A 4,902-nucleotide genomic window follows, 5' to 3' on the forward strand; every position below is an offset into this window, starting at 1 on the left:
GTATACTGCTTTTTGGTAATATAGGTGTTGGCAAAACCTAATTTAATATATTTTCTAGAGGTTTTAGCACTATTGTTCTCAGGTTGCAAAGACAGGGCCTTATTTACCCAGGCGAGTGCCGATTCAAATTCTTTAAGATTACTTAAAGTGTTTGCATACCCTAAAAGAGCCCCAAAATTAGTTGGGTTATTCGCTACCAATTCTTCATACAAGGGTTTGGCATTGCTATACTGCTTATCCCATAAGTAGGCTTCGTTATAGTTGATCTGAACCTCAAAATCTGATGGGTATTCCTGAAGAAGCTCAGAAAATAATTCAATGGCTTTGGTAGGTTCCCCGCTTAATCCCACTGCCCTGCCATAGCAGATCTGGGCCGTTTTGTTATCGGGGTCTGTTTCCAGATACGAATCAAAATAGGTTTCTGCTTCCTCAAACGATCCGGATTCCAATAATTGAAATCCTTCGTTCATACTTCCTTGTCCGCTCATAAGAGTGGAAGTGAAAAGTAATACAGGTAATAAAAATTTAACTTTCATAGGTTAAGCATTTTTAGATGGATTACGAAGCCATTTTTTAAGCATCTCACCTTCTTATTATTTGGTTATGTAAAGTTAATGCAGTCCTTCCCGCACCGGAAGTGCGATAATGTCCGTTCGTCTACAGCAATTGGCCATCCGTCTAAATCGGGAATTAAAAAACGTCAGCTTGGGAGATATTTGGGGTAATAATTAAAAGAACACTTAACTAAAATGAATCATTATAGTGATTTCAAAATCGAGAAAGTAAAGGGCTTGATCATTAGAACACATTTTTAAAAATTAGACATGACCGCAATTAGAATTTTATTTAAAAAGTTTACACCCGAACAAGTATTTATGGGTAGTGTGTTACTCGTTAATGGTGGCAACTATTTATACAACCTGATCCTGGGTAGATTATTGGGGCCGGAGGCATATGCTGATGCTGCACTTCTTGTAACGCTACTGTTGGTTTTGTCCTTTCTGGGGATGACATTTCAGTTGGCAACAACAAAATTCGCTGTGGTGTTTTCCGGAAAGGTTTGGGACAGTTTCTTAAACAGGACCTACAAACAAGCCATTATTGTGGGAATGCTTTTTGGCGCATTTTTCGTTTATTTTGCCAAAGATCTACAAATGCTGTTTCAGACAAATACTCCCTATATGTTTGTGGCACTTGGCTTTGGAATCCCTTTATACTTTTTTATGAGCGTGAATAGAGGGAACTACCAGGGACATCATAATTTTAACAAGCTCTCTATCACCTATCAAACGGAGATGTGGAGCCGACTGCTGATCACCCTGGCATTCCTGTTATTTAGCCCCTGGGAACCTGCCCTTTCTGTTGCAATAGGGATTGGATTTTCCTTTCTTTTCGGTTTGATCCCTTCAGATGTAAAAGGCATTTCAATTGCCAGACCTTCAATGTTATCATCTGAAAATGCGAAACGAATAAATAAGTTCATTATCCTGACACTTTGTTATGAAATTACTCAGATCATCATTAACAACAGCGATGTACTTATGGTGAAGCATTATTTCAGCCCCAATGAGGCAGGTTTATATGCTTCTCTGGCTCTCATTGGCCGGGTAGTATACTTTGTAGCGTGGATGTTTGTGATGCTCCTCTTGCCTGCAGTTGTTCAAAAAGAAAAAGATGGAGAGGCCACTGCTCCTGTATTATTTAAATATGTTGGCTATGTTGCACTCCTTTCTCTAACCATTATAACATCGTGTTATTTTTTCCCGGAGTTAATCATTAAACTAATGTTTGGTGATGCCTATTTGGCTATGGCAGGTTTATTATGGCAATATGCGGTAGCCACATCGCTTTTCGCCATAGGGAATATATTTGCCTATTATTTCTTATCCCTGGATCATTATGTACCCGTAATTATTTCAGGAGTTTTAGGGTTATCTCAGATAGCACTCATAAGCGTACTGCATAACTCCCTAGAGCAAATTGTACAGTTACAGATCCTTGTAATGGTAATTTTACTGATCTCCCAAATTGTTTATTTTCTATATAAGAAGCGAAGTTTATAAAAGCTTTCTGTTCAAAAATGCCAGGGTCGGATCTTTTATTAGTTCCGACCTTTTTTTTGTCTCTATCAGGTTTATATCCGGGGACCTATCAAAGATGTTTAGGGTCCATTAAGTTCTAAAAATACAGGACCCCAATTTCTGCTTACCGATACTGCTTTTCCATTCGTCTACAGTAAGGATGCAGTGAACTTCTCACAGCCCGTATTCACTGCCTTTTATATGATATTTGCCCTGTAAATAAAATATTAATCTTAATACTTAACCTATGAAATTAGCAATTGTAACCGCGTATCCACCCAGTAAAGTAACCTTAACTGAATATGGATACCATTTGGTAAAACACTTCCGTTTACAAGACGATGTAACGGAGATCGTATTGATCACCGACAGAACCACTGAAGAAAAAGATCTGTCCTTTGAAGGTGAAGGATGTAAAATTACAGTAAAAGAAAGCTGGAGTTTTAATAGTTATTCAAACCTGTATCACATCAATAAGGCAATCTCAGAAACTAAACCAGATGCCGTTTTATTTAACCTTCAATTCCTAAAGTTTGGAGATAAAAAAATTCCCGCAGCTCTTGGCCTGTTGGCTCCATTTATCTGTAAATTAAGACGTATTCCAACCATTTCTCTAATACATAATATTCTGGAACAAGTAGATCTTGATAATGCAGGAATTACCCAGAACAAATTGTTGCAAAAGGTCTATAATGTAATTGGGACCATGTTAACCAAATTTGTATTGGCTTCAGACGTAGTAGCTGTAACCATCAGTAAATATGTTACAATCCTGGAGAAGAAATACAAGGCGCGCAATATTGCACTGATTCCTCACGGATCCTTTGAAACACCTCCAGAGCCCAATTACGCTTTACCAAAAGGACCAAAACAAGTAATGGCCTTTGGTAAATTCGGTACCTATAAGCGTGTTGAGATCATGATCGAGGCCGTAGAAATGATCAGGAGCAGAACGAAAGAAGACATAGAAATTGTTATTGCAGGTACAGATAGTCCTAACACTCCGGGCTATCTTAAATCCATGGAGAAAAAATACGCACATGTACCATACATAAGGTTTACGGGCTATGTTGCTGAGGAAGATGTACCAAGGATATTCGGAGACAGTGCCGTGGTTGTATTTCCTTATACCTCTACTACCGGTAGCTCAGGTGTCTTACACCAGGCGGGTAGCTATGGAAAAGCAGTAGCATTGCCAGACCTTGGAGATCTGGGTATCCTGGTTCGTGAAGAAGGATATAAAGGAGAGTTTTTTCAACCAGATAATACTGGCTCCCTGGCCGACGCGATTGAAAATATCCTGGTTAATGATGCTCATAGAATTCATTTGGGGAAGACCAATTATGAAGCAGCATGTTCCTTGCCTATGTCTGTAATCACCCAAATGTATACGGAATATTTCAAAGCGATTAAATACAAGAACTTACCTGACTTTTCCCCAAATCATGCCATGGAAAAGAAAACTATCAAGGAAGTAGTTTAACTATTTATGTTAGGTTAAGTAGAAAGGAGGGCAGCGTGGTTACTGCTCTCCTTTTATTTTTGCAAGGATAGATCCAGATATTGGTAGCATTGTTTTTCCTCACCATCTGCCGAAATAGCTCCGAAATATTTTTGTCGTTGTTTTCTCCAGGGTAATATGCCAACCACCGAGTTTGGCACCTCTTCAAAATCATAAAGTGTCCAGAATAAATAAGGAACGGCCTCCTCGTTTAAATGCTGCTGCATTTCCCTATAATAATCAGCCTGTCTTTTTTCCGATCCCAAAAATGCATTCCAAATACCGCTGTAGGAAGAATACCCGTACTCTCCCAACAAAATAGGCCTATCTCCTACCCTCTCTTTTAAAGCCTCGTATTTCCCTAAAAAATCAGAAGGCTCCTGATAGTAATGAAAGGATATAAAATCGACCTCATCATCTAATAAAATTGCAGCTTCCGGGGAGGACCAACCAATAGTCACAGGATGGTTTGGATCCCATTTCCTTACTTGATTACTCATTTCTTCCAACCAGGCCAATACTTGTTCTTTTCCTCTCGACTCGAAATCGAGATCGGGTTCATTTTTCAGGTCCCATCCCAACAGTGCCGGATGATCTTTTAAGGCTTTTACGATGGTCTCCGCATGTCTGTGAGTTAAGGTCCAATCCATCACATCATAATTCCCATAAAAATCGAACAAGGTCACTAAGACCTTAAGTTTTTTGGCATTCGCCAGGTCCAGCATTATTTTTAGTTTTGCCAGGTTTTCATCAGAAACACTCGCTTTCCCAAACTCCTCATAAGGAACAAATACCCGCACAGAATTAAGGCCCATTTTACGTATCCGGGCGAAGTCGTTCGCAATTACCTCTTTATTGAAGTTGGCTCCAAAGGTATCCCAGGCACTTTTGCCTGGATAGTAATTAAGCCCTTTCATTTTGGCAATATCGAATTGCGAACTGCTGTTTTTTGTTAAAGCTAGAAGCTCCTCCTCTGGTTCTTCAATTTCAACCATATGTCTTATCCGCCAAAAACCGTCTTCTAATAACATCATAACCTTATAAGAACTAGTATCGTTCTTCCTTAAAAGCATCTGGTCATTCTGCCATATCTCCTTATAAGTTTCCACATGCCTGTCTGTAAACACCACCAGACTGCCATCGGCGCTATAAAAGTCGAGTGAAGGATGATGCACCAGGCTGGTCTGCTTTACTGAGGTATTATGTTGTTTGTTCAACTCTAGTACCCTATCTATTTTGATCCGCATGTTGTCCGTATAATAATCAGCAATTCCATAGGAATCATTGTTAGAGAGCGCAACATTTCTAACATACCATGAC

At 39.3% G+C, this 4,902-nt stretch carries 4 protein-coding genes; 2 read left to right on the top strand and 2 right to left on the bottom strand.

Annotated features, from left to right (window positions below):
- Window positions 1-536 (bottom strand): tetratricopeptide repeat protein (locus WBM49_RS11000; RefSeq protein WP_424372101.1); only part of this gene is annotated, 536 nt, incomplete at its 3' end.
- A gap of 288 nt (window positions 537-824) precedes the next feature.
- Between WBM49_RS11000 and WBM49_RS11005 the strand changes: the two genes are divergently transcribed.
- Together WBM49_RS11005 and WBM49_RS11010 are read left to right on the top strand one after the other, a co-directional pair.
- Window positions 825-2,063 carry an oligosaccharide flippase family protein gene (locus WBM49_RS11005; RefSeq protein ID WP_424372102.1) on the top strand — a complete coding sequence of 413 codons (1,239 nt, stop codon included), beginning with the start codon at window positions 825-827 and terminating at the stop codon, window positions 2,061-2,063.
- A 265-nt stretch (window positions 2,064-2,328) separates the two neighbouring features.
- Window positions 2,329-3,564 carry a glycosyltransferase gene (locus WBM49_RS11010; protein WP_424372103.1) on the top strand — a complete coding sequence of 412 codons (1,236 nt, stop codon included), beginning with the start codon at window positions 2,329-2,331 and terminating at the stop codon, window positions 3,562-3,564.
- A 53-nt stretch (window positions 3,565-3,617) separates the two neighbouring features.
- Here the strand turns inward: WBM49_RS11010 and WBM49_RS11015 are convergent.
- Window positions 3,618-4,902: cellulase family glycosylhydrolase (locus WBM49_RS11015; RefSeq protein WP_424372104.1), on the bottom strand; the 1,285-nt coding region annotated here is incomplete at its 5' end.

It is taken from the genome of Muriicola sp. (genome assembly GCF_049669965.1).
Lineage (GTDB): Bacteria > Bacteroidota > Bacteroidia > Flavobacteriales > Flavobacteriaceae > Muriicola.

Excerpts from the sequence above, each read along its gene's own strand:
- WBM49_RS11005 (WP_424372102.1), top strand. The coding sequence starts at position 825 with ATGACCGCAATTAGAATTTTATTTAAAAAGTTTACACCCGAACAAGTA.
- WBM49_RS11010 (WP_424372103.1), top strand. The coding sequence starts at position 2,329 with ATGAAATTAGCAATTGTAACCGCGTATCCACCCAGTAAAGTAACCTTA.